The following is a 235-nucleotide window of genomic DNA, read 5'->3' as shown; positions in this document are numbered from 1 at the left end:
AGCGTCAGTTGCTCACCTGCGAGCGTGACCTCCTGGTTCGCAATCAGTTCACTGTTTTGACCCGTGGTCAGATACTGACCCAGCCACTGCAACCCTTCCCGGCTGTGCAGTTTGCCGTCACTCTGGGCCTGGTTCACGGCCAGTACCAGCGACTGGGCCTTGAGCAGCCCGTCGAACTGCCCTTCCTCTGCCGTGACCTGAGCTTTGCCTCCCACCAGCGTCTGGCCACTCAGTT

At 60.9% G+C, this 235-nt stretch carries 1 protein-coding gene; it reads right to left on the bottom strand.

The features are described 5' to 3' along the window. A partial coding sequence (locus ACW5W7_RS21370) for a hypothetical protein (RefSeq protein ID WP_456503008.1) occupies window positions 1-235 on the bottom strand: 235 nt, incomplete at both ends.

The sequence above is a fragment of the Aeromonas intestinalis genome, assembly GCF_054052485.1.
Note: the sequence above shows the minus strand (reverse complement) of the source record. Positions and strands in the feature narration are given on the sequence as shown.